At 65.8% G+C, this 22,230-nt stretch carries 14 protein-coding genes and 1 pseudogene; 8 read left to right on the forward strand and 7 right to left on the reverse strand.

The window, feature by feature from the left end:
- The first annotated feature begins 62 nt into the window (after positions 1-62).
- From ACPDIT_RS12440 to ACPDIT_RS12450, 3 genes are all read left to right on the forward strand, one after another.
- A complete protein-coding gene (locus ACPDIT_RS12440; protein ID WP_423443962.1) occupies positions 63-1,502 on the forward strand; it encodes a sigma-54-dependent transcriptional regulator in 1,440 nt (479 codons plus the stop codon).
- A 563-nt stretch (positions 1,503-2,065) separates the two neighbouring features.
- Positions 2,066-2,935 (forward strand): presqualene diphosphate synthase HpnD, encoded by an 870-nt coding sequence (gene hpnD / locus ACPDIT_RS12445; protein ID WP_423443964.1) that lies wholly within the window; start codon positions 2,066-2,068, stop codon positions 2,933-2,935.
- 466 nt (positions 2,936-3,401) lie between these two features.
- Entirely contained in the window at positions 3,402-5,483 is a 2,082-nt protein-coding gene (locus tag ACPDIT_RS12450) for a right-handed parallel beta-helix repeat-containing protein (RefSeq protein WP_423443966.1), read from the forward strand.
- Positions 5,484-6,243: 760 nt separating this feature from the next.
- Here the strand turns inward: ACPDIT_RS12450 and ACPDIT_RS12455 are convergent.
- Positions 6,244-7,278, reverse strand: coding sequence for a hypothetical protein (locus ACPDIT_RS12455; protein WP_423443967.1), 1,035 nt, complete (start codon positions 7,276-7,278; stop codon positions 6,244-6,246).
- A gap of 7 nt (positions 7,279-7,285) precedes the next feature.
- Positions 7,286-8,392, reverse strand: coding sequence for a two-component system sensor histidine kinase NtrB (locus tag ACPDIT_RS12460; RefSeq protein ID WP_423443969.1), 1,107 nt, complete (start codon positions 8,390-8,392; stop codon positions 7,286-7,288).
- A 599-nt stretch (positions 8,393-8,991) separates the two neighbouring features.
- On the opposite strand from ACPDIT_RS12460, the gene ACPDIT_RS12465 reads away from it, so the two are divergent.
- The 4 genes from ACPDIT_RS12465 to hemW all read left to right on the forward strand — a co-directional run bounded on the left by ACPDIT_RS12465 (position 8,992) and on the right by hemW (position 14,927).
- Positions 8,992-9,678, forward strand: a complete 687-nt coding sequence (locus ACPDIT_RS12465) for a PEP-CTERM sorting domain-containing protein (RefSeq protein ID WP_423443971.1) — start codon at positions 8,992-8,994, stop codon at positions 9,676-9,678.
- Between the two features lie 222 nt (positions 9,679-9,900).
- Positions 9,901-12,414: a response regulator gene (locus ACPDIT_RS12470; RefSeq protein ID WP_423443973.1), complete on the forward strand. Its 2,514-nt coding sequence runs from the start codon at positions 9,901-9,903 to the stop codon at positions 12,412-12,414.
- A complete protein-coding gene (locus ACPDIT_RS12475; protein WP_423443974.1) occupies positions 12,411-13,658 on the forward strand; it encodes a response regulator in 1,248 nt (415 codons plus the stop codon). Before ACPDIT_RS12470 ends, ACPDIT_RS12475 begins: the two co-directional genes overlap by 4 nt.
- A 33-nt stretch (positions 13,659-13,691) precedes the next feature.
- The gene (gene hemW / locus ACPDIT_RS12480; RefSeq protein ID WP_423443976.1) at positions 13,692-14,927 is read left to right on the forward strand and encodes a radical SAM family heme chaperone HemW; all 1,236 of its coding nucleotides are present in this window, start codon (positions 13,692-13,694) and stop codon (positions 14,925-14,927) included.
- A 21-nt stretch (positions 14,928-14,948) separates the two neighbouring features.
- Here the strand turns inward: hemW and ACPDIT_RS12485 are convergent, their stop codons facing one another.
- The 4 genes and pseudogenes from ACPDIT_RS12485 to ACPDIT_RS12500 all read right to left on the reverse strand — a co-directional run.
- On the reverse strand, positions 14,949-16,043 hold the full coding sequence (locus ACPDIT_RS12485) for a protein arginine kinase (protein ID WP_423443978.1): 1,095 nt from the start codon (positions 16,041-16,043) through the stop codon (positions 14,949-14,951).
- 3 nt (positions 16,044-16,046) lie between these two features.
- Positions 16,047-16,556, reverse strand: coding sequence for a UvrB/UvrC motif-containing protein (locus ACPDIT_RS12490; RefSeq protein WP_423443979.1), 510 nt, complete (start codon positions 16,554-16,556; stop codon positions 16,047-16,049).
- Positions 16,553-17,449, reverse strand: coding sequence for a branched-chain-amino-acid transaminase (gene ilvE, locus ACPDIT_RS12495; RefSeq protein WP_423443981.1), 897 nt, complete (start codon positions 17,447-17,449; stop codon positions 16,553-16,555). Before ilvE ends, ACPDIT_RS12490 begins: the two co-directional genes overlap by 4 nt.
- Before the next feature lie 266 nt (positions 17,450-17,715).
- Positions 17,716-19,422, reverse strand: a pseudogene (locus tag ACPDIT_RS12500) (30S ribosomal protein S1); the annotation flags it as partial.
- Between the two features lie 1,138 nt (positions 19,423-20,560).
- Here ACPDIT_RS12500 and ACPDIT_RS12505 point away from each other — a divergent pair.
- On the forward strand, positions 20,561-21,493 hold the full coding sequence (locus ACPDIT_RS12505) for an HAD family hydrolase (protein WP_423443983.1): 933 nt from the start codon (positions 20,561-20,563) through the stop codon (positions 21,491-21,493).
- A gap of 39 nt (positions 21,494-21,532) precedes the next feature.
- Here ACPDIT_RS12505 and ACPDIT_RS12510 read toward each other — a convergent pair whose 3' ends face one another.
- The gene (locus ACPDIT_RS12510; RefSeq protein WP_423443985.1) at positions 21,533-22,174 is read right to left on the reverse strand and encodes an NUDIX hydrolase; all 642 of its coding nucleotides are present in this window, start codon (positions 22,172-22,174) and stop codon (positions 21,533-21,535) included.
- Positions 22,175-22,230 lie beyond the last annotated feature (56 nt).

The raw sequence follows: 22,230 nt of genomic DNA on the forward strand, positions 1-22,230 counted from the left end.
CGGGCGAAGGGGCGGCTCCCGACGGTGCGCACGGCGACTGCGTGCACGGCCCGAGGGTTGTGATGAAACCTGCCCTGCCACCATTGCTGGTCGTGGATGACGAGCCGAACCTGCGTCGCTCGCTCCGCGCCCTGCTGGAACCGGAGGGCTACGACGTCCGCGATGTCGAGTCCGCCGAGCAGGCCCTGCCGTTGCTGGCCGAGGAGGAGTTTTTCCTGGTCATCGCGGATGTGCGGCTCGGGGGCATGAACGGATACGAGTTCCTGCAGCGGGTCCGCCAGCGCTGGCCGCATCTGCCCGTGCTCATGATCACCGCCTACGCCACCCCCAAACAGGCCGTCCAGGCCATCCGTGCCGGCGCCTTCGATTACCTGCCCAAGCCCTTCGCCCCGGAAGAGCTGCTCCACGCCGTCGCCCGTTGCGCCGAACACTGGCGCCTCAAACAGGAGAACCTCCGCCTGCGCTCCCAGGTCGGGGTGATCACCGACCTGTCCCAAATCGTGGGCGAGTGTCCCAAGATGCGGGAGCTGCGCCAAATGATCCAAACCGTGGCCGCCACCGATGCGCGAGTGCTCATTCTGGGCGAAAGCGGCACCGGCAAGGAACTGGTCGCCGGCGCTCTCCACGGCCTGAGCCGCCGGCGCGATGCCACCTACGTGCGCATCAACTGCGCCGCCATTCCCGACACCCTGCTCGAAAGTGAACTGTTTGGACACGAAAAGGGCGCGTTCACCGGCGCCCTGAGACAGAAACCCGGCCGCGTCGAGGAAGCCGATGGCGGCACGCTGTTCCTCGATGAAATCGCCGACATGAGCCGGCCGTTGCAGGCCAAGCTGCTGCGGTTCCTCGAGGACGGCACCTTCACCCGCGTCGGCGGCACGCAGGAGCTCCGCGTCAACGTCCGCGTCATCGCCGCGACCAACCGCGACATCGTCCGCGCCATCCGCGAGGGCCAGTTTCGCGAGGACCTTTTCCACCGGCTCAATGTGGTCCAGTTTCGCCTGCCGCCCTTGCGGGAACGGGGCGACGACGTACTCCTGCTGGCCGAGTATTTTCTGCGCCAGTTCAATCAAACGCTGGGACGCAACGTCCGCGGGTTCTCGCGGGCTGCCCGACAAAAGCTGCTGTCCCACCACTGGCCGGGCAATGTGCGCGAACTGCGCAACGTGGTTGAACGTGCCCTCATCCTGGAGACCACGGACGAGATCCAATCCTCCAGTTTGCCGGACTTTGAACTGGAAGCGCGTCTGCATGCCGGGGGCGCCGGTTCCGCCGGTCCTGCGCTGCCCGGCCCGGGCCAGTCGCTGGACGACATTCTGGCCGATTACGAGCGCAAGCTGATCCTCGGCATTTTGGAGCAATGCCAGTACAACATCGGCCGGGCCGCGGAGCGGCTCGGCCTCAGCCGCCATGCCCTTCGCTACCGCATGCAGCGGCTCCACATCACCACCGAAACCGAAGCCGAACCGACCACGGCCTCCGAGCCGCCCGCCTCTCCATGAGCACCTCCAATCTCCCGGCCCTCCTCAAAGCCGCCACCCCGTTGGTGCCCGTCCCCCCGGTCGCCGCACCCCCGCCCCGCTGGGGCAGTCAGTTCCGCGATTTCGTTCCCATCCTGGCCGCAGTCGCGGCCCTGACCCTCCTGCTCGTGGTCTGGCTGACCCTCGTGAAACGTTCGCGCCGACGCCGCCGCGGCGGCGATGAAGCCGTCACCCTGGTCCGGTATCGCCGGCCCCGCCTGGAGGACAAGGGCCTCCTGTCTCTGCTCAAACCACGACATCGCCGCCGGAAACGGCGTTATCACCATCGCAACCCCACCCTGGCCGAAACGGGGGGCTTGCCTCCCATCCGTCAACCGGCCGGAGCGCCCCCGAGCGGACCCAACCTGCCAGCCGCCGGCTTTGGTCCCGGCCCGGCGCCGGCAAGCACCGGTCCCGCTTCTCCTCCGGGCTCCGCCAACGCCCCCGGTGCCGCGTCGGTTTCACAGCCACCTGCTCCCGGAATCCCTCCTGCCCCGCCCCCATCCAGCGCGCCGACTGCCCCGCCCCCGGCTTGAGCGGTGCCCATGCAGCAGAGCCAGCGCATCACCCGGCGCAGCGCCTCCAACCTGGCCCTGGCGTTCTGCCTGTTGCCCCGCACCACGCGCGAAGACATGGCGGTCCTGTACGCCTTTTGTCGGGAGGTGGACGATGTGGCCGATGATCCCACCGCTCCGCTGGAAGAGCGCCGGGCACGCCTGGATCTGTGGCGCCGGGACATTCGCCGCGCCTGTAACGGCCAAACTCCCGAACTGGCCGTCTGCCGCGAACTGCAGCCGATCATCGAGTGGTACCGCCTGCCGCTCACCCTGTTCGAGGAACTGCTGGACGGCGTGGCCATGGATCTGGAGATCTCCCGCTACGAGACCTGGGAGCAGCTCGATCTGTACTGCTACCGGGTGGCTTCCGTGGTCGGGCTCTTGAGCCTGCCCATCTTCGGATGTCGGCATCCGGCCTCGCGTGAGTACGCCATCGCCCTGGGCCGCGCCCTGCAGCTGACCAACATTCTCCGGGACGTGGCCACCGACGCAGTGCGGGGCCGCATCTACCTGCCCCTCGAGGAGATGCGGGCCTGTGGGGTCACCGTTGAAGACATTCTGGCGCGTCGCTACTCGCCCGCGTTCGTCGAAGTGGCCCGCCGCGTCGCCCGTCGGGCCCGCCGCTACTATCGGCAGGCTTCCGAGCTGCGGCCGGAGGAGGATCGCCAGGCCCTGATTGCTGCCGAACTCATGGGGGCCGTGTACTGGCGATTGCTCCGGAAGCTGGAGCGACGCCGGTTCAACGTGTTTGAGGGTCCGCCCGCTCGTTTGTCCCGTGCCTTCAAGGCACTGCTGATTTTGCGGACGTGGTACCGTCACGCGACCGGCCAACCCGGCTCGGATTACGGCTGGGATTGATCCGTTCCGCGATTTGGACAACCGGGAGGGGAGATGTCCGCCTTCGCCAGGCTTCCCGCGCAAGGCGCTTGTGGGAATGACCTCCCCGTGAAAACCGGCGCGCCCAGCCCACCAGATTGATGGGATGGCTCGTGCCCATGGGGCATCCCTGGTTCATTCCTCCGCGGAATACGTGCGGTGGCGGCTGCCGTGGCCCGGATGCGGCGCCCTTCCGCTGGACCCGGCTCCCGGCCCTGGCCACACGCATCCCCGGCCGGGATCCGCGGTGGTCGCGAGGTACAGCACGGGATTTCACGCGCATTCGGCAGCGCGCAGAGAGCCCCCAACTCGGCAACACCCTTTGGTAGTTCCTTCCCGGCGTCCTGGTCCTCACGTGGGTCTCGGGGACCTGGATTTCGGTCTTGCTCCCATGTCCGCGCTGGGGAAGGCTCCGTGGCGTCCGACGATGACCGCTTCGTGCAGATCCTTGACCCTCGTCCTGTGTGGCAGCGTTGCAGTGTGGGGTTTCCTGGCCCTTGCGGCAGCGGCGCCTCGTGTGTTCTACGTGGCTCCCGACGGTCGCGACGATGCCTCGGGGACCTCCGAGGCCCCGTTCCGCACGCTGGACCGAGCGCGTGACGCGATTCGCGAGCTGAAACGAACCAGCGGCCTCCCCATCGGCGGCGTCGAAGTCCGCGTTCGTGCCGGCGAATACCCTGTCCGCCACACGTTCCAATTGACCAGGGAAGACTCCGGACTGCCGGACGGGCCCATCGTGTACAAGGCGGCGGATCCCGAACCGCCCCGGTTCCATGGGGGAGTTCGCCTCCACCGCTTCCGTCCCGTCGAAGACGAGTCGATTCGAAAGCGCCTGCCGGAATCCGCACGTGCTCACGTGGTCGAATGCGACCTCGCAGAAGCCGGGGTACTCCCATTGCCGCCCATGGAACTGGGCGGCTTCGGTAGCGGCCGCGGCTTTCGCACACACCCGGTCCCCGAGTTGTTCGTGGACGACTTGCCCATGCCCATGGCGCGCTGGCCCAACGAAGGCTTTGTCTTCACCGGGCCCGTGCCCGAGCCGTTGTCGCTGCCGGCCTGGGACGGCCGCCCGGGCTCGCCCGAGGGCCGCTTCCGGTTTGAAGGAGACCGCCCGGCCCGTTGGATCGAGGAGCCGGAACTCTGGCTGTACGGCTACTGGTTTTGGGACTGGGCCGACTCGTACGAGAAGGTGGAGCGCATCGACCTGTCCGCCCGCCAAATCGTCCTCGCCAAGCCGTGGCACCGCTACGGCTACCGGCAGGGCCAACGCTACTACGCCGTGCACGCGCTGGCCGAACTCGATCAGCCCGGCGAATGGTATCTCGACCGGCGCCGTCACCGGCTTCTGTTTTGGCCTCCCACCGATCCCGTCAAGGCCAAGGTGGAACTCTCACTCCTCCAAACCCCGCTGGTCAGTCTCGAACAGGTCACGCACGTGCGGTTCGAAGGTCTGGTTTGGGAATGCGGGGCAGGGGATGGGGTCAGAGTCGTCGGTGGGGAGAATCTCCGCTTTGAAGGCTGTCTCTGGCGGAAACTGGGCGGCAACGGCCTGGAAATCCAGGGGGGCATCCGGCACCAGATCGTATCCTGCGATTTCTCGCATCTGGGGCGGGCCGGTGTGTTGCTCTCCGGCGGCAACCGCGCCCGACTCGAGCCCGGCGGTCACCTGGTCGAGAACTGCCGCTTCCATCACCTCTCGCGCATCGACCACACCTACACACCCGGTATCTGGGTGGACGGCGTGGGGCACCGGATCCGGCACAACCTTTTTCATGATCTGGCCAGCAGCGCCCTGCGGGTCGAAGGCAATGATCATCTGGTGGAACTCAACGAAGCCCATCGCGTCGTGCTCGAATCCGACGACCAGGGAGCCGTGGACATGTACGGGGACCCCACCTATCGGGGCAATGTTTACCGCTTCAATTACTTTCATCATCTGGGGCCGTTCCCGGCGTCCGAGGCCGCGCCCATGCGCGCGGGGATTCGACTCGACGACGCGATTTGCGGCGTGCTGGTGTACGGCAACGTGTTCCACCGCTGTGGCCCTCCCAACACCCGCTTCGGAGGCGTCCAGATCCACGGGGGCAGGGACAATCGCATCGAAGCCAATCTTTTCGTGGACACTCCGGTGGCCGTCAGCTTCAGCCCATGGGATGAGTTGCGCTGGCGCCAATATGCCAGCAATGCCTGGGCGGCAGCCCGGCTGGATCGCGGGCTTTACCTGGCGCGCTATCCCGAGCTGGGGCAGTTGCTCGAGCAGGCCAACCGGAATCTGGTCCGGAGCAACGTGACCGTGCGCACGCCCACCCTGTTGCTTCATGCGCCGCGCTCCACGCAGGCCGAGGCCAACCGCGAATACCCGCAAGAGACCGCTCTGGCGTCGGGTCCCGACGGGCGCTTGCGCTGGGACCCGGCGGCAGCCGGGCGGCTCGGACTCGCACACATCCCGTTCGAGCGCATCGGCCTCTACGCGGATCGCTGGCGGATCAAGAGCGGCGGGGAATGGCAACGTCGCACGGTGCCGCCGTGAGACGTGGGAGGCCCCCTTGCGCTGCGCCCGCTGCCAGATCTTGGAGATTCGTGAAGAGCTCGACAGACTCTTGGGCGTCTTCGGCACGGGAAGGCCAGGGGAAAAACGGGACTTCCGTGGGGTTCTTGAATTCAGGGCTCAAAAACCGAAGTGCGCTGCTCCGCTGTCCACGGACCCCACAGGGCAATCCCCGCGCCGAAGGCGCATCGATTCGCTAGCCCGGGGCAACGCCCCGGGCAACGCGCAGCCCAAAAACGGGCCGCGCCCTGAAAGGGCGCAACCCGAGGACGCCCCTCGCGAGGGCCGGACCTGCCACGCCGAAGGCCGCCCCTTCAGGGCGGCCTATATCTTGGCGACCCGGTTGCCCAGGGCGTTGCCCTGGACTGACGAATGCCGCCCTGTTGGGGCGGACACACTGCTGGCCAGAGACGCAAAGCCCCCGACCTGTGTTCTGTCTGGTGGAAACGAGTCCACATGGCGTTGCTCCGGGAGATCGTCGCTTGCAGCGTTGCCTCAGGCAGGTTGCCTGGCGCCTCAGATCCATCGTCCGACACGTCTCCGGTTTCGAGCGCCCCTGAAGGCTCCCCGCAGTTTCGGGCCTGCCCCGCAGGCGAAATCCGCGAGGAAACAGAGTTTCGATGGGATTCTTGAGTCCAGCGCTAAAAATGGAGACGCGCCCCTTGCCCCCGTTGGTCGCTTGTCCTGCTTGCGTGACCCCGCGTGCGGATCGATGAGTCAGGATCCCGTGCTCGGGTTGGGTTCACCGGTGGACCCGCGCAGACTCACGCCGCAGTTTGTGGACCCGCCAACCGAACGGTCTGTCCCCTGCCGGGCTCAGTTCCAACTCCACCCACCCGCCACCGCGCTCAAGCTGAATTCCTGCCAAGGACGGACACAGTCGTACGCGGAATTGTTTCCAAACCGCGGCCTGTCGCAACGCCCCGCTCATGCGCTCCACACTCACGCCCAGCCGGCGCACCCGTGGCATTCCTGCGAGCAACCAGCTCTTCCACAAGATCAGCGGCGAGTGCAGATGGCCGATGACCGTGAGGGCCACCTGATCCAGGTGCTGTCGGACCGCGGGAAGCTCTGCCAGAAACGGCAGGGCCGTCGGATCGTGACAAAACAGGATCCAGCGCCGGTGCGGGGCCAGCGGCTGCAAAGCAGCCGCAAGTTCCTCGAGGTGTACCCGCCGCAAATGTTCCCAGAGGGGGCGCTCTTCCGGCAACATATCGCGGCGGAACATCGGCAGTGCCACCAACGTGGAGGTCACCGCGATCAGTCGGTACACGCCCAGATCCCAGGCCCACACCGGCGCCAGCCCCAGGCCTTTCGTGGCCCGTTCCCAACTGACCAGTCGCAATCCGCCGTAATGCCCGAAGAAACTGAGCTTGCCCAGCTCGTGGTCGCCAATCACCAACCGCAACCGGTCGCCGAAAACCTTCCGCAACCGGTGCACACAGAGACAGGCGCTTTCCCAGGTGCCTTCGTCGCTCAGTCCCAGACTGGCGGTGTCGGCGGCGTAGTCCCCGTTGACGATGGCGTGGGTACATTCGGCCTGCACGGCCTGCTCCAGGAATCGATCCAACAGCGCGTTGTTTCCCAGGGGATGGCGCATCCAGAATCGGTGCCGCCAACAGCGCAGCGCGGCGCGCTGGATGGGATTCGGAATCTGCAGCAGGTCGGCGTCCTCGCCCCGGGCCTGCTCCCGGGGACCGGCATAGTGGATGTCGCTGGCCAGCGCCAGACGTACGCGTCCGGCGGTCGCTTCCGCAGGCTCCGGCACCGCGTCCATGGCCGGTTCAGGCAGAGGGGGCCGGGGGGAACAACACATGAAAAGCCGTGCCGTGGTGCAGCCGGCTTTCCACGCTCACGGCCGCCTGGTGCTCTTCGAAAATGCGCCTCGTGATGGCCAGTCCCAGGCCGGTCCCCTCTCGCTTCGTCGTGAAGAACGGCTCGAACACATGCGGCAGGTTTTCCGGGGCAATGCCGGAGCCCGTGTCGGCCACGGTGACGCGCAGCAACGGGCCGGTTGCCGGCCCCTCTCGCAGGGCCGGCGTTGGGTCCGAAGGCCCGGCCGGCGCAATTTCGAGGGTCAGGGTCCCACCGGTGGTCATGGATTCGACGGCATTGATCAACAGGTTTACGAACGCCTGCTCCAACTGGTATTCGTTGCCCAGGATCCAGTCCTGCTCCGTTCCATAGCGCCGTTCGAGGCGGATGGCCTTGAGTTTGAGCGGCTCCTGAACCAGTCGCAACGAATGCTCCAAAATGTCCCGCAGTCGCACGCGTCCCGCCTGCTGCCGGGGGGCCCCCGTGAATCGCAACATCTGGAGGATAATGGACTCGACGCGCTTAAGCTCGCGCAGAGCCACCTCGCCCAATTCAGCGGGCTTTTCGCCGGAGTGCGCCAGCTCCACGAAGGTCTTGATGGCCACCAACGCGTTCTTGATTTCGTGCGCCACACTGGCGGCCAGGGTGCCGATGTTGGCCAGTCGATCCAATCGCACCAGCTCGCGTTCCACCCGTTCCAACGGCCGCAGATCCTGCAGCGTCAGCCACCGCAGCCGTTCGCCTCCCGGGGTGCTGAGGCCGGCCACGGTGGCCCGGCAAATCATGCGGCCCCACCGCGGATCCTCCCACTCCAGGTCCCGCCCCGACTCTTCGGTGCCTTCAGGCATGGGTTCACGCAGGAGAGCCACCAGCGGCGCGGGCAGCGACTCCATCGGCTGCCCGACCCAGTCCGCAGGTTGCCCACCCAGGAGCCGTGTCGCGGCGGTGTTCACCCAACAAACCCGGTCAGCCGCGTCCACCACCAACAGACCGCAGGGCAGGCTGTCCCGAAACACCTCGGTCAGCCCGAGCCCGGTCACTGCCACACCGCTTCCCTCGCTTCCAGCATTGGACATACGGTTTCCATCCGCTGCGCGGCTCCCCACAATGTGCTTCCGGGCTTCCGACGGCAGTCCATTCACCCACCAAGGGTGCAAGCGTTCGAGGACTCTCCCGTCATGGAAGGGTCATCCGGACCAGGACGCCGGAAGTGTGGGTTGCAACGCCGACCCGATACTAGGCGCGTTCCGTAAGAGAACAAACAAATTCTGAACCGCCCCTGCGGAAATGGTTCAAAAAGGCTCGAATCGAGACACTCCCCGACCGTTTCCCGGGCGAGATACCCTGTGCCGGGTGCTGGCTTGGCGGAACCCGCTCCCCGCTGTCCCGCCGCGGGGTTTGGAGCCTCCGACACGATCCCGGCAAGTTGCCTCCCCGGGCCCCGGACGCATTTCATGTTTGAGCCTGAATGTAAGGATCTCGGGGAAGTGCCGTTTTTCCTGGCCTTCGCGGGCCGGGGAGCCCGAACTGCCGCCGATTCTTCAGGGGGGTCCACAACCTGAAATGCGCTGCCGGTGGACGGACATCGCTGAAAAACCGTTGACGAGAGCCATCGGGGCGCGTTGAATGGGCGTGTCCTGACAACCAATCACGAAACACTCGGAGATCCATGGCCATGAAAACGTTGCGAACGCTGCTTGCCTCGGGCCTTCTCTTCGGCGCATTCGGTTCCCTGACCCCCCTGGCCAGCGCCCAGAATGCAGTGGTGGATCCGTCGCTGAGCTGGAGCGGCTGGATGAACGTTTACGAGCTTTCCGGAGGAAACAGTCAGGGCAACTACCTTTGGGGCAGTGGCTGGGCGGTCAACGACCTGCCCGCGGTCTGGTCCGCCACGGAGGTCCGGCTCGGACCCAACGTGAACACTTGGAACCCGTCCGATCCGTACTGGGTGGTCAACGGTCAGCCCAACAAATGGATGGAGGCCAATTTGTACGTGGACATGGGCACGGCGTGGGGTGGGCAGGCGGTGAGTTTCTCCGGGACGACCCTGGAGAACTCGCTGGTGGGGCCCTACACCGCAGTGGCCTTCATCAAGGAGTTCACTTCCAGTTACGGTTGGGTGGGCATGACCACCGCTGCGCTCAGCTCCGGACAGCCTTTCTCCGTCAACCGGACCATTGCCCCCGGCAATGTCACCCAGTTCGGGTTCATGCTCACGGGTCCGAACGCCGATCCCGCCACGGTGGACAACTTCGGCAAGGTTCGCATCGCAGTGATCCCTGAGCCGGCTGTTCTGGCGCTGCTGGGGCTGGGGGCCGTGATCTGGCTGGCGCATCGCCGTCGGGGACACGTCACCGGCTGAGTACGCCTCGAAAGCCCGGGCTTCCGGGAAAGGTCGGGCGCGGATTGATCCGGGCCGAACCGCGACCTTTCGGCCGCCCTGTTCGACTCCTGGAATCAGGGTGGGGTGGCTTTACGTTTTTCTTTGGCCTTTCCCTCTTCAGACTTCCGCTTCTGCGGCCGAAGAATCCCGTTGGCGAGGGCGGCGCCTTGTTGTTCAATACCGGACAACGCTCGATGCATCATGAATGCGACCGGCCAAACGAGTGTGACCGCCGGGCTGGCAGGCGGAAAGCCGGAGGATCGTCCCGCCCGCGTCCTGCTGGTCGAGGACGACCCCGAGCTGCCCGAGATCCTGGCCAGCCTGCTGGCACACGATGGATTGGACCTGGACTGCGCAGCCACAGCCGCGGGGGCGTTGCAGCGGATTCGTGAACGGGAGCCGGACCTGATCCTGCTGGACCTGGGTCTGCCGGACATGGACGGGCTGGCCCTGCTGCACCAACTCAAAGCCGCACCGCAGACCCAATCCATCCCGGTGGTCGTCGTCACCGCTTGGAACAACCCGCAGGACAAACTCCGTGGTTTCGAGGCCGGTGCGGCCGACTATGTCACCAAGCCTTTCGAAGCCACCGAACTGCGTGCGCGCATCCGCGCCGTTCTGCGTACCAAACGCCTCCAGGACGAGCTCACCCGCGCAAATCGAGAGCTGGCCGCCGCCCGGGAGGCCGCCGAACAGTCCGCCCGCGCCAAGGCGGAATTCCTGGCCAACATGAGCCACGAAATCCGCACGCCCATGAACGGCGTCATCGCCATGTGCGGCCTGCTGCGAGAGACCCCGTTGACACCCGAACAGCGAACCTACGTCGAAACCATCCACTCCAGCGGCGAGGCCCTCCTGAGCCTGATCAACCAGATCCTCGATTTCTCCAAAATCGAGGCCGGCAAACTCGAGCTCGAACAGTTGCCGTTCAACCTCCGCCAGTGCGTCGAGGAAGCCCTGGATGTCCTGGCCGCCAAGGCGGCCGAGAAAAAACTCGAACTGACCTACCTGATGGACGACGGGATGCCGGAGATGTTCATCGGGGACATCAACCGCATCCGTCAGGTCCTGGTCAATCTTCTCAGCAACGCCGTCAAGTTCACTCATGTGGGGGAAGTGGTGTTGACGGTGCGGCTGTTGTCCGACCCGCACGAACCTCCGCGCGCCGATGCGCCCCTTTGGCTGCATTTTTCCGTGCGGGACACCGGGATCGGCATCCCCCCGGAGCGCCTGCCCCGTCTGTTCAAGTCCTTCAGCCAGGTCGACGCCTCCACCGCGCGTCAGTACGGGGGCACCGGCCTCGGCCTGGCCATCAGCCGAAGCCTCGTTGAAGCCATGGGGGGCCGAATCTGGGTCGAAAGCGCGGTGCAAAAAGGCTCCACGTTCCATTTCACCCTTCCCCTGCGCCCGGCCTCGACGGCCGTGAGCCCGCGCCCTGCCACTCCGAATTTGACGGGCCGACGCGTGCTCATCGTGGATGACAACGCCACTTGTCGGGAACAATTGCTCCGCGCGACCGCCCGTTGGGGGATGCAGCCCCGCGCCACCGGCAGTCCTTTGGAAGCTCTTGATTGGCTCCGCCAGGGAGAGCGTTTTGACGTCGGCATCCTCGACCTGCGCATGCCGGAAATGGACGGCCTGACCCTGGCCCATCAAATCCGCAAACTGCCCGCCGGCGAGCGACTCCCCCTGGTCTTGCTCAGCGCCATGGGCGTGCGGGTGGACGCGCCCGAAATCGCCAGCGCAAGGTTTGCTGCCTGCCTGATGAAGCCCACCAAACCCGTCGCCCTTCAGGAAACCCTCGGCCGCCTCCTCGGCGCCACCCCAAGCCCGGCCCCTGCTCCGGCGGCGCGTCCGGGAAAACTCGACCCCACCACCGCTCAGAGGCTCCCCATGCGCGTACTGCTCTGCGAAGACAATCTCATCAACCAAAAGGTTGCCCTGCGACTGCTGCAGCAGCTCGGCTACAAAGCCGACGTGGCCCAGAATGGTTTGGAAGCGCTGGCGGCCCTGGAGCGCGAGCCCTACGACCTGGTCTTCATGGATCTGCAGATGCCGGAAATGGACGGCCTGGCCGCCACGCAGGCCATTCGCGAACGACAAAACGCCCCGCAACCCCCGCCGCATTTCAATCGACGCATCGTCATCGTGGCCATGACCGCCAGCGCCATGCAAAGCGACCGGGACCGTTGCCTGGCTGCCGGCATGGACGATTACCTCGCCAAACCCATCCGTCCCGAGGATGTCCGCCAGGTCGTGGAACGCTGGGGTCCCGTGTTTCAGGCCGCCGCCGCCCCCGCCGCGGCGGCCCCGGCCCAATCCAATCCCGGTCCCACTCCGTCCGAAGAACCGGCCGTGGACATGAAACGGCTGCTGGAATTCGCCGAAGGGGACATGGACAACCTGCGCGAACTGGTGAGTCTTTACCTCCAACAGACCACCCAACAGCTCAACCAGCTCCGTGCGGCCGTGTCTGCCGGCAACGCCGCCGAGGTGCGTCGCGTCGCCCACAGTTGCGCCGGCGCCAGCGCCACCTGCGGCATGCGCCGGATCACCCCGCTCCTCCGGCGGATGGAAGCGCGCGCAGAGGCGGGAGATCTTTCGGAATTGCCCCAACTGCTCGCCCAGGCCGAACACGAGTTCCAGCAAATCCAGTCGCAAGTGCAGCCCTGGCTCGAGCCGGGCGGCTCCCCCCCACCTGCGGCCCAGGCATGAACAAGGTCCTCTTCATCGAGAACGATCCCGTCGTGGCCGGCATTTACCGGAACAAACTCTCCCTGGAGGGGTTCCAGGTCGAAGTGGCCTCCGACGGCGAAACCGGTCTTCAGCGCGCCCGCGAGTGGCGGCCGAACGTCATCCTGCTGGATCTGCTCCTTCCCAAATTGACCGGGCTGGAGGTGCTGCGCGCACTGCGGGCCGAGCCCGACTTTCAAACCGTTCCCATCATTGTCCTCAGCGGTACCTACCTCACTTCCCTGGTCCAGGAAGCCTGGAAAGCCGGCGCCACCAAATGCCTCGCCAAGGCCAACACCACCCCCAAGGTGGTGGTCGACACCATTCGCAACCTGCTGCGGCCGGTCCCAGAGGCAAGCCCCGCCAGGGCCGCAGTCGGCTCTGCCAGTCCGGCCACCGAGCCCGGCCCGCTGGATGCCGACACCTCCTTCCAGGCCGAGTTGCGCCGCGACTTCCTGCTCTCGCTGCCCCAGACCCTGGCCGCCTTTCGCGCGCACCTCCAAAGCCTCAATCGCGCCGGCTCCCCGGCCGAGCGCCTGGAACAGCTCCAGCAATTCCAACACCGCGTGCGCGCCTTCGCCGGGAGCGCCGGGCTGGCCGGCGTGAACCTGTTGGCCCGCGTGGCCGACCTGTTCGAAGCCCTTCTGCGCGAACTGGTCGAAAAGCCCGAAGCCTGGACCCCGTCGACCCTTCGCACCGTGGCCGGCGCCGTGGACTTTTTCCACTGGCTCGGCCAGCGTGTTCACCTGCCGGAACTCCAGTCCCTCCCGCAGGGCACCGCCCTGGTCGTGGACGATGAGCCGCTGGCCCGGCGTGCCGTGACCCACTCGCTCGACAAGGCCCGGATCCGCGCCGTGGCCGTGGAGGACGCCGAAACCGCCCTGCGTCTCCTGACGGATAATCGGTTCGATCTGATCGTGCTGGATGTGGACCTGCCCGGCATGGACGGCTTCAGTCTCTGCAGTCGATTGCGCACGCTGCCGGCGCACGCACGCACCCCCGTCGTCTTCGTCACCAGCCTCACCGATTTCCAGGCCCGCACCAGCTCCACCATGAGCGGCGGCAATGACTTCATCGCCAAGCCGTTCCTGTTCGTGGAGCTGAGTCTCAAAGCCCTCATGTTCGTCCTGCGCCATCAAATCGAGCAGGCCACCGCGCCCGCGCCCGCCCCGCCCACCTCCGCCCCGACCCCCTCGGCCGCACCAGCGAGCCCCGCCACCTCTTGAGCCCGAGGTCGCCCTGTGCTCCCTTTTCCTGCGATGACCGGACCGGTCGCCAGTCTCTACATTCACGTGCCGTTTTGCGCACGGAAATGCAGCTACTGCGCCTTTTACTCGGAAGCTGCAGACGCCAGCCTCATGGACCGATACGTGCGGGCTCTCCTTCGGGAGCTGGAACGCGTTGCACCCGACCTGCGCCCGCAAACCATCTTCTTCGGCGGCGGCACCCCCACGCTGCTCACCCTCCGCCATTGGGAGCAGATCTTCCGGGCCATGGAGCGACTCAACCTGCTGGGCGCCGCCGAGTTCACCGTGGAGGCCAACCCCGCCACGCTCTCCGCGGACAAGGCCCGACTCCTCCGCGCCCACGGCGTCAACCGGATCTCCCTGGGGGTGCAAACGCTCGATCCTGCGCTCCTGGACCGACTCGGCCGAATTCACACACCCGAACAAGTGTTCCGGTCCTACGACCTCCTCCGCCGCGCCGGATTCGACAACGTCAATCTGGATCTGATGTTCGGGATTCCCGGCCAAACCATGTCCAGTTGGAAAGGTACCCTCCGGGAAGCCCTGGCCCTCCAGAGCGAACACCTCTCCTGTTACGAGGTCATCTACGAGGAGGACACGCCGCTCTTTGCACAACTGCAGGCCGGGGCGTTCGCAGTCGACGAGGACCTCATTTGCGCGCAGTACGATCGGCTCCTCGAGCGCACCGCCGATGCCGGGTTCCACCAGTACGAGGTGGCCAACTTCGCCCGCAACCATCGGGGCTCCGCGGGCTGCGCAGGCCCGTTGAGCACCGAATTCCCCGCTTACGCCTGCCGGCACAACATCAATTACTGGCGCGGCGGCGATTTCTACGGCCTCGGCCCCAGTGCCGTCTCTTACGTGCGCGGCGTGCGCACGCGCAACCTCGCGCACACCCCGGCGTGGTGCGAAGCCCTGGAACAGGGTGGTCGGGCCCTGGCCTGGCGCGAAGCCCTGCCCCCGCTGGCCCGGGCCGGTGAGACCGCCGCCTTCGGCCTGCGCGTGGTGGCCGGCTGGCCCTACGCAGAGTTCCGAAGCCGCACCGGGTACGATCTCCGCGAGGAATGGGCGGCCGAACTGGAGGAACTGGAACGCCGCGGCTGGGGTGTGCGTGAGCCCGACCGCTTCCGACTCACACCCACCGGTCTGCGCTTCGCGGACGCGGCAGCCGAGATGATGTTGCGTCCCGCTGCCGATGCGTCCCCCGGCGCCTCTGAGCCCGCCCCGTTCTGGGCCGCCGCACCGTGAATCACCGGGGCCGGCCCCGTCTCACCCACCGGACCCTGCGGCGGGCAGGGGCGGTCCGGGCCGGCTCACCGTCTTCAATCGGTTTCGAATCAGGTCAGCCCGCAGAATGTCGCGCTCCTCCGCCTGCAGCTTCTCCTGATGCAGCAACTGGAGGTGCGCCGGCTGGATCAGCAGGAACAATTCATCCGTCAACGAGCGGTCCACTCCGGGGAACATGCCCAGGTCCACTCCCAGCCGCATCAGGGACAACATGTTCATCGCCTCCTTGGAGGCGATGATGTGGGCATTGGCCAGAATGCCGTAGGCGCGCCCGATGTGGTTGTACACCATCTTGGGGTTCTTCTCGATCAGGGTGGCGCGCGCGTTCTCTTCCAGCTCGATGATTTGCCGCAGTACCTTGTCGATCTTTTCGAGAATCGTCTGCTCCGACTCGCCCAGTGTCATCTGGTTGGACACCTGGAACACGTTCCCCAGGGCCTCGGTGCCCTCGCCATAGAGACCCCGCACCGCCAGGCCGAGCTTGTTCACCGATTGGATCACGCCGTTGATCTGCTCCGACAACACCAGGCCGGGCAGATGCAACATCGCACTGAACCGGATGCCGGTGCCCACGTTGGTCGGACAGGCCGTCAGATACCCCCACTGCGGGCTGAAGGCATATTCCAGGCGCGATTCCAGCTCCGTGTCGAGCGCGTCCAGCTCCGCCCACGCCTCGCGCAGTTGCAGCCCCGGCCGCAGGGATTGCATCCGCAGATGATCTTCTTCGTTGATCATCAGGCAGAAGGTCTCCTCGCGATTCAAGACCACGCCGCTGCCGGCGCTCTTGGCCGCATGTTCCCGACTGATCAGGTGCCGCTCCACCAGCAACTGCTTGTCCAGGGTGGAGAGACGGTCCAGCGCCTCGCAAAAACATCCCTGCAGAGCGGGCAATCCCGTCACGGCCGCGGCCACCCGCTCGTACACCTGCAGGCGATCCGGCTTTTTGGCCCATCCCGGAAACGCGAATCCCCGCAGGTTCCGCGCCAGACGCACCCGGCTGGAGAACACAATGCGGTCCTGCGGCCCGGTGCGGCGGGCCACTTCGGAGGCGGGGGCAAGAAACTCCTTCAACTCCATGGCTCAACGCCCCCCGGGCGCCGTCAGGCGCGCCTGCAACTGCTTGATCTCGTCGCGCAAGACGGCGGCTCGTTCGAAGTTCTCCTCCTGGACGGCTCGGGCCAGCTCCTGTTGCAGGCGCTCCAGGCGTTCCTTCATCGTGTGCAGTCCGGCAAACGCGGCGGGCACCTTGCCCACGTGCCGCGTGCCTTTGTGCATCGTTTTGAGCAGGTTTTCCAGGCCGTCGGCGAAGGTCTGATAGCATTCGGGGCAACCGAACCGCCCCAGCTTCTTGAAATCCGTCTGGGTGAAGCCGCAATGGGGACACCGGAGCTCGCCCGACTTGGTGGCCGGCTCCTCTTCCTGGGAGGACCCCAGGCCGAGCAACAGGTCCGCCAGCGAAAAGCCGGTAGGGTCGTTGACCCCCTTGCTGCGGGCACATTCCTCGCAAAGATCCAGCTTCTGCATCTTGTCACCCACAATCTGGGTCAGATGCACCGTGGCCTCGCGTTCCTTGCAAACACAGCATTTCATACCCGTGCGGGAAAGATCGGTTCGCCCGTCTCCCGGGTTAAATTCCGGTATAACTCCATGAGTTTCAAGGTGACCGGCCCGGGGCGACCGCTTCCGATGGTGCGGCCGTCGATCCGGGACACCGGCACGATCTCCGCCGCCGTGCCCGTCAGGAAGCATTCGTCGGCCGTGTACAGGTCGTACCGCGTCAGGTGCGGTTCGGTCACGCGCCAACCCTGCTGCCGTGCCAGATCCATCACCACCCGGCGCGTGATGCCCCGCAGCGCGCCGGCCGACAAGGGCGGCGTCTGCAGCTCGCCCTCCCGGACAATGAACAGATTGTCCCCGGTGCATTCGGCCACATAGCCCTCCGCATTTAACATCACCGCCTCGTCGCACCCGGCATTGAGGGCCTCGATCTTGGCCAGAATGTTGTTGAGGTAGTTCAGCGACTTGATGGCCGGGTTGATGGCATTGTGCAGGTTGCGCGTCGTGGGCACGGTGATGATCGCCAACCCGTTTTCGTACGTTTCCCGGGGATACAGCTGAATCGGCCCCGGGATGATGATCACCGAGCCCCGCTCGCAGTTGTTCGGGTTCAATCCCAACGTCCCGGCGCCCCGGGTGACAATCAACCGGATGTACCCTTCGCGCATGCGGTTGACGCGGCAGGTTTTGACCACCGCCTCCACCATCTCCGTGGGGGTCAGCGGGACCTTCAGCAGGATGGCCTTGGCCGACGCGAACAACCGGTCCACGTGCTCCCTGAGCGCAAACACCCGGCCATTGTACACCCGGATCCCCTCGAACACCCCGTCTCCGTAGAGCAATCCGTGATCGTAAACCGAAATCTTCGCCCGGGGCCCCGGATAGAATTTGCCGTCGATATAGACCTTGAAATTGCGATCGCTCATGTCCAGTCCGCGCCAACCTAGTGAAAGCCCCGGCGGGGCGCAACCCGGCAATCCGGTTTTACGACCCGGTCCATCGCGATGTCCGAGGGCCGATGGCATGAGCTCCCGAGGCCCGGGTCCGCGGGCTCCAAGGGAAATGGCGGTGGGAGCGTTGACCCGGTGGGCGCGGGGTCCGGCCGGAACAAAACAAAACGGGCGGACCGTGCAGTGCCGATCCGCCCGCGTGAATGCGGGGAGAGATGTCCCGGCTGGAGAACGGGCAGGCCCTAGCGTCCGGACTCGCTTTCCTCCTGTTCGCGTTCTTCCTCGGCCGCTTCGAAGGCGTGTTGCAGGGCGACCAGGTCCTCGCCGGGCTTGAGCTGATCGAGCAGCTTCTGCTCTTCGCGCAGTTGTTCCTCGGTGTAGTGGGCGGCCTTGATGGAGAGGCCGATCCGGCGCTCGGCGCGATCGATCTTGATGACCCGCGCCGTGACCTCCTGGCCCACCTTGAGCACGTTCTTGATCTTGTCCACGCGTTCCTCGCTGATTTGGGAAATGTGGACCAGACCGTCGATGTCGTGCTGCAGTCCGACGAAGGCGCCGAAGCTGGCCAGCTTGGTGACCTTGCCCGTGACCAGGTCGCCCACCTTGTAGAGCTCGTCGATGCGCTCCCAGGGATCCGGGGTGAGCTGTTTGATGCCCAGGGCGATGCGTTGGTTGGGTTTGTCCACTTCCAGCACCACGGCCTCGACCTCGTCGCCCTTCTTGAGCACTTCGGACGGGTGATTGATCTTGCGCGTCCACGACAGGTCGGAGACGTGGACCATCCCGTCGATGCCTTCCTCGAGTTCGATGAAGGCGCCGTAGCTGGTGAGGTTGCGCACCTTGCCCTTGACGCGGGTGCCCGGTGGGTACTTCTGGTCGATCGTGTCCCACGGGTTGGGTTCCAGCTGGCGCACACCGAGCGAGATTTTCTGTTCCTCGCGATTGATGCTGAGCACGACGGCTTCGATCTCCTGGCCCTGCTGGAGGACGTCCGACGGTTTGGCGATGCGCTTGGTCCAGGACAGTTCGGTGACGTGGACGAGGCCCTCCACGCCGGGTTCCAGCTCGACGAAGGCGCCGTAGGGCACCAGGTTGACCACCTTGCCCTTGACGCGCGAGCCCACGGGGTACTTGGTCTCGATCTGATCCCAGGGATTGGGCGTCTTTTGTTTGAGGCCGAGGCTCACCCGTTCCTTCTCGCGATTGACGTCGAGGACCACGACATCGATTTCCTGACCCACCTTGAGCAGCTCCGACGGGTGCCCGATGCGCCCCCAGCTCATGTCGGTGATGTGCAGCAGACCGTCGATGCCGTCCAGATCGATGAAGGCACCAAAATCGGTGAGGTTCTTGACGCGACCCTTGCGGATGTCGCCCGGCATCATTTCCTGCAGCAGTTGGGCGCGGCGCCGGGCCCGCTCCTCCTCAATGACCTCGCGCCGGGACAACACGATGTTCTGCCGTTCGGGGTTGATGCGAACCACCTTGAACTCGTACGTGTTGCCCACGTATTGGGAAAGGTTCTTGGGCGTCGTGATGTCCACCTGGGAGGCGGGCAGGAAGGCCTCCACCCCCACGTTGACCAGCAGGCCGCCCTTGACCACGGCTTTGACCTTGCCCTGGATGCGTCCGCCCTCGTTGCAGATCGACAGGATGCGTTCCCAGTTCTTCTTGAACACGGCCTTTTCGTGGGACAGCACCACCATGCCGTCCTTGTCCTCGAGTTTCTCGATCAGGACATCCACCTGCATGCCGGGATGGAGGGACTCGGGTTCCTCGAACTCGCTCAGGGGGATGACCCCTTCGCTCTTGTAGCCGATGTCCACCAAAACCTCTTTGGGGCGGACTTCAATGATGGTGCCGGGGACAATTTCGCCAACCGCAAAGCGCATCGGGCTTTGCTTCATGGCGTCTTCCATGGTGAACATAGAGTTCTCTGCCTTCTCTGAATGCTGTGGAGCGTTTGGGAACGCACCCTGGGGGGCGCTGCCGAATGCTCCATTGCCTAACGAACCAGTCGTTGCAACGGCAACGGAGGTTGCTCCCCGGCCTCGAGCCGGGGCCGGTCCCGGGTCTTCCCCGGGGACCGCAAGTTAGGTTACACGTTGACTTCTCGTTTCTCAGCCTCTTGCGGAACATCCGCACCCGCGGAGTCCAGGCGACCGGCAAGCATACGACCGTCCCGGGCCTGCGCAAGGCCAAAAACCCGCCCTCCGTCCCCCGCAGGTGCCCTTCAGGTTTTGGACATCCCCGCGAGCCCGGCGCAATCTCGGGGTACCGGGCGCGGGAAGGCCGGGGCAAAACGGCATTCTGTCGGAATCCTCGATTCGGGCTCAAAAAACGGAAATGCCCTTTCGGGGGGCCATCGGAACCCACGGGCCGATCCACGCGCCAAAGGCGCATTGCATTCGAAAGGCCAGGGCGACGCCTCGGGGATTCAGTTCCCCAACTTACCATGGCCTGAAAGGGCGCAACCCGACGACCCCCGTTGCGGGGCTCGGGCGTGCCCCGCCGAATTCCGCCCCTCCGGGGCGGGATGAATGACGGCGCCCGTTTACGCAGGGCGTTGCCCTGGGCTGATGGATTCTCGCCCCGATGGGGCAACAGCACGGCGCGCCGATGGGTCAAGACTTCGTCCGTATCAGTGCAACCCCAGTGCGCAAGGGCGACGCCCGGCTGGCGAATTCACGCCCCGCTGGGGCAACCATGTTGCGTGCTGGAGGCACAACCATTCCCACGGCAACGGGCACCCCGTGCCGCCCCCTCGGGCGGCGCACCTGCGTGCCGTTGGGTCAATCGCACGGCGCCCCGAGGGCGCGATTACCTTTCTGACCCTTGACGGTTTGGGTGGGAATGGATTTTTGCGGATTGTCGCAAGCGGCGCTGGCGCAGACAGGGGCCCTGGCGCCGCGAATCGGCTGTCCGGCGCATTTCAGGTTTTGCACACCTCCGAAAGCCCGGCCGAATTCCATGCGTCATCGGCGCGGAAAGGCCGGCGGGTAAACGGCATTCACTTCCTTGGGATCCCCGAACCCGGGCCGCAAAAACCGAAATGCGGTGGGCCCGGGCTTGCTGTCAGGTACGATCATGGCTAAATGGCCCGGGTTCGATCCCGCCCGACAGGATCGGGAAGCCACTGCAAGCCCCCGCAGGCCCGCGGCACGGGCCAAGCGGCCGAGGGAAGCAGGGCGTTTGCGCGGATGGATGGGAGGAGGAAACGTGGGACAGCAACAGATCGCGCTGGTTTCAACGGATTTTGACGGGACGATCTTCGCCGAGTTCGAGCAGCCGCCTCTGGCGCCCGAGTTGCTGGACTGGGTGGGAAGGTTTCAGCGCCAGGGCGGGTTCTGGGTGATCAATACCGGCCGGGACCTGACGTCGCTGTTGGAGTCGCTGGCCCGGGCGGAGGTGAACGTCTGGCCGGATTTTCTGGTTCTGGTGGAACGGGAGATCTACGTGCGGAAGCATTCCGAATACGTGGCCTGGGAGGAGTGGAATCGGGCCTGTCAGCAGGCTCATGCGGAGCTGTTCCAGCGGCTGCGGCCCCGGGTGCCGGAGCTGGCCGCATGGGTGGAGGAGCGATTCCGGGCCACGGTCTATGCCGACGCCTGGTCGCCCTTCTGTGTGGTGGCGGCGCATCCGGCGGAGGCCGATGCCATCGAACGGCGGGCGCGCCAGCTTTGCCGGGAAATCCCGGACCTCGATTACGTTCGCAACGACGTGTACGCGCGGTTTTGCCATGCTGCGTTCAACAAGGGGACGGCGCTGACGGCACTGGCGCGGCGGCTGGGGTTTGGTCCGGAGAGGGTCTTTGCTGCCGGCGACCACTTCAATGACCTGCCGATGCTGCGACCGGAAGTGGCGCGGTTTCTGGCGGCACCGGCCAACGCCGTGGCGGAGGTGCAGAAGGCGGTGCGGCGGGCGGGCGGCCTGGTGAGCCGGTTGGATCACGGCGAGGGAGTGGCGGAGGCACTGCGGCGGTGGGAGGCTGCGGGCTGGGATCCGACTCTGGAGGAGTGAAGGGCCGCCGCTGCGCGGCGCGGGTGGGGCGGGCCGGAGTCAATCGAAATCGGTCGGCAACTCGGGCTGGCGCGCGTGGTCGAACAAGCGCTGGATCTGCTCGGGCAGCACGCGCGTTCGGGAAAGCGGCGGCAGATCGTGCCGGGCAAAGAAGGCGGCGGCGCGGGTTTCCAGCCCCGGCTGGAGGGTGCCTCCGACGGGCTCGCAGAGGAAGAACAGCTTGTACACGTGAAAGGGGAAGGGCGGCTCGTGCGGATGCAGGGAGCGATCCAGCAGCATGGCCAGCTTCGTGACGCGCACCTCGAGGCCGGCTTCTTCCCGCACTTCTCGGCGTACGGCCTCGCTGGGGGCGTCGTTCACATCGGCCCAACCCCCGGGCAGTGTCCAGAGTCCATCTTCGGACTCTTGCACGAGCAGGATTTGGTCGTTCTGGAAGACGGCGGCGCGGACGTCCACCTTGGGCGTGGCATAGCCGGATTGACGTGCGAACAGTTCGCGCAGCTCGATCACCGGGAGGTCGGTGCTGCAGTGCATCAACTCGGCTGCCAGTTCCGTCAGCTCGAGATATCGCTGCCGATCGTAGATTCCCTCCGTGTAGGTCAAACCGGTTTGCGCGATCGCCTGGAGGCGTCGCGCCAGTCGCAACAGCGGCGGTTCCTGGGGTTGGCGTGACGGTTGCATCGGCGGCAGCATGGAGGTTCGGGCAGGGGAGGGCAAGGCCAGCGCCCGGACCCGAA

This window comes from Limisphaera sp. VF-2 (genome assembly GCF_049537125.1).
In the GTDB taxonomy this organism is placed as follows: Bacteria; Verrucomicrobiota; Verrucomicrobiia; order Limisphaerales; family Limisphaeraceae; genus Limisphaera.